The organism is Ralstonia sp. ASV6 (genome assembly GCF_016429285.1).
Taxonomy (GTDB): domain Bacteria; phylum Pseudomonadota; class Gammaproteobacteria; order Burkholderiales; family Burkholderiaceae; genus Ralstonia; species Ralstonia flaminis.
The window spans coordinates 1-5,392 of the sequence record NZ_JAELUI010000232.1; the positions used below are offsets into that span (position 1 = coordinate 1).

The window sequence follows — 5,392 nt, forward strand, 5'->3', positions numbered from 1 at the left end:
GGGCGTAGATCTGGCCGATGACGTTTTTGGCCACTGCGTCCGGCTTGATAATCGAGAGGGTGCGTTCGATCGCCATTAAAAACTCCAAAAAATGAAGGTGTTACGTGAAAGATAAACGTTAGATTCTAACACGGGGCGCAGCCAGATTGGATGTCAAGCGGTGCAACCCCGCCCCGCGCCCAACGACTGCGGAAGGCGATCCATGCATCACTCCGCCTGTCTCGCACGACACAACAAGGGAGACGGGCTTAAGATTGCCTTATTGAGAGCATGAAAAGTCACCCCAGAAGTGCGCTTTCCGGCCGGATCATCCCCCGGATACTGGAACCGCATGGCATCCTGCCCCCTCAAAGTAAGGACGACGCGACTTGCAAAAGCGCACTTCGGATGCGACATTCGCAACGTCGTCGCATTGTCTGCAATGTCATTCACCCAAGGAGTTCGCATGGACAACCAACTCAACACGTACGGTTTTGGCGCTTCCGGCACCGCCGGCGCGTTGGCCGTCCGCAACCGCGTGCTGCGCAATACCTATTGGCTGCTCGCACTTTCGATGATCCCCACCATCCTCGGTGCGTGGATCGGCGTCGCTACCGGCTTCCGGCTGATGGCTGGCAGCCCGTTGATGAGCTTCGTCATCTTCATGGCTGTAGCTTTCGGCTTCTTCTATGCCATTGAGCGCTACAAGAACAGCGGCGTGGGCGTTGCCCTGTTGCTGGGCTTCACGTTCTTCATGGGGCTGATGCTGTCGCGCCTGATCGGCATGATCCTGGGTTTCTCGAACGGCGCCTCGCTCATCATGACGGCGTTCGGCGGCACGGCGATCATCTTCGGTGTGATGGCGACGGTGGCCACGGTTAGCAAGCGTGACTTCTCTGGTCTCGGCAAGTGGCTGTTCATGGGCGTACTGGTGCTGATCGTCGCGTCGGTGGCCAATATCTGGCTGCAGATGCCCGCAATGATGCTGACGATCTCGGTACTGGCGATTGCGATCTTCTCGGCCTACATTCTGTTCGACGTGCAGCGCATCGTGAACGGTGGCGAGACCAACTACGTGACCGCCACCCTGGCGATCTACCTGGACGTCTACAACATCTTCACGAACCTGCTGGCGATCCTGGGGATCTTCGGCGGTAACCGAAACTAAAAGCCCCAGCCGCGCGCTGAAAACAGCGCAGCGACAAAAAAAACCGGCGCCTGGTGCGCCGGTTTTTCTTTGCCTGCGAGATACGCAATAGCGAATCAGTCGCGCTCAAATACCGCGATCGACTCCACGTGTGACGTATGCGGGAACATGTTCACCACGCCCGCACCCGCCAGCCGGTAGCCAGCCTCATGGACGAGCAGGCCCGCGTCGCGCGCCAGCGTCGCCGGATTGCATGAAACGTAGACAATGCGTTTAGGCAGAAGATCGGCCGCCTCGCCGCCGCGTTGCGCCAGCTCAGCCAGCGCCTTGGAAACCGCCAGCGCCCCTTCGCGCGGCGGATCGATCAGCCAGCGGTCAAACTTGCCCAGCGCGGCAATATCGTCAGCCGTCACTTCGAACAGGTTGCGGCAAGCGAACGTTGTCTTCGCATCAAGCCTATTGTGCTGAGCGTTGGCGAGCGCACGCGTAGTCAGCGCTTCGCTGCCCTCGATGCCCATGACTTCGCGAGCACGCGTGGCCATCGGCAGCGTAAAGTTGCCGATCCCGCAGAACAGGTCGAGCAAGCGATCGCCCGGCCGCGCATCAAGTAGCTTCAGCGCCCGCGACATCAGTACACGGTTGATCTGGTGATTGACCTGCGTGAAGTCCGTCGGCTTGAAGGGCATGGTGATGCCGAATTCAGGCAGCGTGTACGTCAGTGCGCGATCAAGCGGATAGAACGGATACACCGTATCGGGCCCCTTGGGCTGCAGCCAGAACTGCACGTCGTACTGATCAGCAAATGCACGCAGTTCAGCCTCGTCGGCGGAGGTGAGCGGCTCAAGGTTGCGCAGCACCAGCACCGTCACATCCTGACCGACGGCCAGTTCAATCTGCGGCATGCGCTGGAAGATGGAGAGCCGCCCGACCAGCCCGCGCAACGGTACGAGCAGCGCCGACACATGCGGCGGCAGCACCTCGCATGAGGTCATGTCGACCACGTAGCTGCTCTTGCGCTCGTGAAAGCCCACCAGCACGCCACCCTTGGCTGCCACGTGGCGTACCGTCAAACGAGCACGATAGCGATAGCCCCAATCCGGCCCGGCAATCGGCCGGAACACGACATCTGGGCGCAGCTTGGCCAGGTGCCATAGGTCATCCTCCAGCACACGCTGCTTGATGGCGACTTGCGCGCGTGAATCCAGATGCTGCATCGAGCAGCCACCGCACACACCAAAGAACTTGCACTGCGGCGTCACGCGCGAGGCAGACTGGCGCAGAATGTTCACCACGCTCGCCTGCTCATACGACGGTTTGGCGCGATGGCTGCGGTACGTCACCAGTTCGCCCGGCAGCGCGCCTTCTACGAAGACGACCTTGCCCGGCGTGCCATCCTCGTTGGCCAGACGGCCAATGCCGCGCGCCTCGCCATCAAGCGAGACGATCTCCAGCGGGCCAGCCACGGGCATCTCGGGTTTTCTACGCCCACGCGGCGCCTTGGCTGGCGCGACAGTTGCGGTATCGGGAGATGACGGCATAGCGTTGGGTGCAGCTTGAGACACGGGCGAGCCTGAACAAATTGGGGACAAGGGCGGCATTGTAAGACACCGGAGGACCAGCATGGGCACCGTCATCCTGACGTGGAACATCCAGTGGGGCCGCGGCGCGGATGGGCGCGTGGGCCTCGCGCGGCAACTCACCGAAGCGCGCGCCATGGCCGACTTCGATGTGCTCTGCCTGCAGGAAGTCACCTCTGGCTTCGGCAACCTGCCCGGCCACCCGGGCGCCGACCAGTGGGGGGAGCTAGCCGACGCGCTCGGCCCGGAATACACGGTGATCGGCGGCTTTGCACTTGAGCGTCACGACGGCGTGCGCGTGCAGCGTTTCGGCAATGCCATCGCCACGCGCCTGCCGGTGCTCTACGTCATGCGCCACGCACTGCCCAGTCCGCCGGATGCCACACCGGCGATGCCGCGCATGGCCATCGAGGCGCTCGTGCAGACCGCATTCGGAGTCATGCGCATCATCACGACACATCTGGAGTATTACTCAGAGACCCAGCGACTGGCACAGATCGACGCGCTACGGGCCATTCACACAGAAGGCTGTGGTCGCGTGGCTCACCCGCCCGTACTTGGCGCGGAGTCAGATGCTGGCCCGTTCCGGCCGCTTGCGCAAACCACCGCCACGCTCATCTGCGGCGACCTCAATTGCAAACCTGATTCCATACCCAAGCGCCTGGCTACGATTCCATTTTCACAGCACCCGGCATTGCACGATGCCTGGGAGATTGCACATGGCGCGACGCCGCAGCCGCCAACCTTCGGCGTACACGATCGCACTGACTGGACCGAGCCAGCCTATGCGTGCGACTACATGCTGATCAGCGAGCCGTTGAAGGCGCGTGTGCTGCGCGTAGAGGTGAACAGCGCCACGCAGGCATCGGACCATCAGCCGATGCTGCTGGAGCTAGGTGGCGACGATTAAGGATCGAAGCGACTGGACGGCAGCGCCTTACAGCACCGCGTCCTTGCGCACGCCCTGCGAGGCGAAATGGCGCTTGAGCTTAACCAGCGCCTCCTGCTGGATCTGGCGCACGCGTTCACGCGTCAGGCCCATCTCGGCGGCCAGCTCTTCCAGCGTGGCAGGTTCGATGTGGTTGAGGCCGAAACGACGCTCGACCACGTAGCGATGCTTGTCGGACAAGCGCGCCAGCCACGACTTCATCAGTTGCGACAACTCGCGATGTGCAACTTCCTGATCCGGCGAAGCACCATGCTCGTCTGACAGGAAATCGAGCAGGCTGGTGCCCGGGTCGAGATCGAACGGTGTATCGAGCGACGTTGTATGCTCGTTGAGCGAAAGCACGTCTTGCACTTCATCCGTGGTCTTGCCGAGCAGGTGCGCAATGTCTTCCAGGCTCGCATCGCGCCCGTCCACCCCGCTCTTTTCCAGATGGCGTTTGGCACGCAGCACCTGATTGAGCTCGCGAATCACGTGCACCGGCAGGCGGACCGTACGCGCCTGGTTCATGATGGCGCGCTCGATACTTTGGCGAATCCACCACGTAGCGTAGGTCGAGAAACGGAAGCCACGCTCCGGATCGAATTTCTCGATCGCGTGCATCAGGCCAAGGTTGCCCTCTTCGATCAGATCGAGCAGCGGCACGCCGCGGTTCAGATAGCCCTTTGCGATGCTGACAACGAGGCGCAGGTTGCGCTCGATCATCACCTGCCGCGCGGCAAACTCGCCTGCCTTGGCCAAGGTCGAGAAATGCAACTCCTCGGCGGGCGTCAGCAACGGCTTGATGCTGATGCGATTGAGATAGTGCTGGACGGTATCTGCCGCCAACTCGGCTTGCAGCACCTTGCGGAAATCCTCCTCCGGTGCGGCCTCTTCCGATTCCTCTTCGTCGTCTTCGTCTTCGTCAGGCTCGTCGGCACTGTCGGAAACGTCGTTGACGTCGACAGGCTCTGCGGCTGGCAGATCGTCGATCAGCGCATCGACAACCTCGATCTCTTCCGCCGGAGGTTGCGCCGCGCCGCGCGCACGCCGCCCCGCGCGCCCATTCTGGGTGCTTTGGCCATCTGCAGCGTCGATGTTGTCATCGGCGGGGGTGGCGGGCGTAGCGGCTTTCTGGCGCGGCATGCATTCCTCTATTGAGGCGGCAAGAAGCGCATCGGATCGACCGGCTTACCGTTGCGGCGCACTTCAAAGTGAAGCTTCACGCGATCCGCATCGGTACTGCCCATTTCTGCGATCTTCTGCCCTTTCTTGACCGTGGATTGCTCGGTGACCAGAACCTTGTCGTTGTTGCCGTAGGCGGTCAGGAACGTGTCGTTGTGCTTGATGATGACAAGATTCCCGTACCCACGCAAGGGTCCAACGTGGATCACTTTTCCGTCGTCTGCAGCGACCACGGCGTCACCACGTTTGCCACCAATGTCGATACCCTTGTTGGCCTTGTCATCGAAGCGATTGAGGAGCGCGCCGCGTGCTGGCCAGGCCAGTGCGATTGCGTTATCGCTTGCCCCGGCAGAGGCGCCAGACGTAGCCGCGAGCGACGTGGCTGACGTGGAATCAACCGGCTGCGCGCTCGTATTGCCCGGGCGGACCGGCGTAACAACTGCGCCGCTACTGCTGACATCCGCGTTCGGCGGTACGACGCGTATCAATTGATCGACTTCGATCTGATTCGCATTGGGGATGTTATTCCACGCCACGAGATCACGCGGCGCCTGGCCGTTGCGCAGAGCGATGCTATAC

General features: G+C 61.7%; 5 protein-coding genes and 1 pseudogene. 2 read left to right on the top strand and 4 right to left on the bottom strand.

Annotated features, from left to right (window positions below; genetic code table 11):
* Positions 1–76, bottom strand: a pseudogene (locus tag JHD73_RS26355) (nucleoside diphosphate kinase); the annotation flags it as partial.
* A gap of 369 nt (positions 77–445) precedes the next feature.
* On the opposite strand from JHD73_RS26355, the gene JHD73_RS26360 reads away from it, so the two are divergent.
* Positions 446–1,147, top strand: a complete 702-nt coding sequence (locus JHD73_RS26360) for a Bax inhibitor-1/YccA family protein (RefSeq protein ID WP_199033103.1) — start codon at positions 446–448, stop codon at positions 1,145–1,147.
* A 95-nt stretch (positions 1,148–1,242) separates the two neighbouring features.
* Here the strand turns inward: JHD73_RS26360 and rlmD are convergent, their stop codons facing one another.
* On the bottom strand, positions 1,243–2,595 hold the full coding sequence (rlmD, locus tag JHD73_RS26365; RefSeq protein WP_199033104.1) for a 23S rRNA (uracil(1939)-C(5))-methyltransferase RlmD: 1,353 nt from the start codon (positions 2,593–2,595) through the stop codon (positions 1,243–1,245).
* 151 nt (positions 2,596–2,746) lie between these two features.
* Here rlmD and JHD73_RS26370 point away from each other — a divergent pair, with 151 nt between their 5' ends.
* A complete protein-coding gene (locus tag JHD73_RS26370) occupies positions 2,747–3,613 on the top strand; it encodes an endonuclease/exonuclease/phosphatase family protein (protein WP_199033105.1) in 867 nt (288 codons plus the stop codon).
* Between the two features lie 27 nt (positions 3,614–3,640).
* Here JHD73_RS26370 and rpoS read toward each other — a convergent pair whose 3' ends face one another.
* Entirely contained in the window at positions 3,641–4,774 is a 1,134-nt protein-coding gene (gene rpoS / locus JHD73_RS26375; protein ID WP_199033106.1) for an RNA polymerase sigma factor RpoS, read from the bottom strand.
* An 8-nt stretch (positions 4,775–4,782) separates the two neighbouring features.
* The coding region (locus JHD73_RS26380) for a peptidoglycan DD-metalloendopeptidase family protein (RefSeq protein WP_199033107.1) at positions 4,783–5,392 on the bottom strand (610 nt) is incomplete at its 5' end.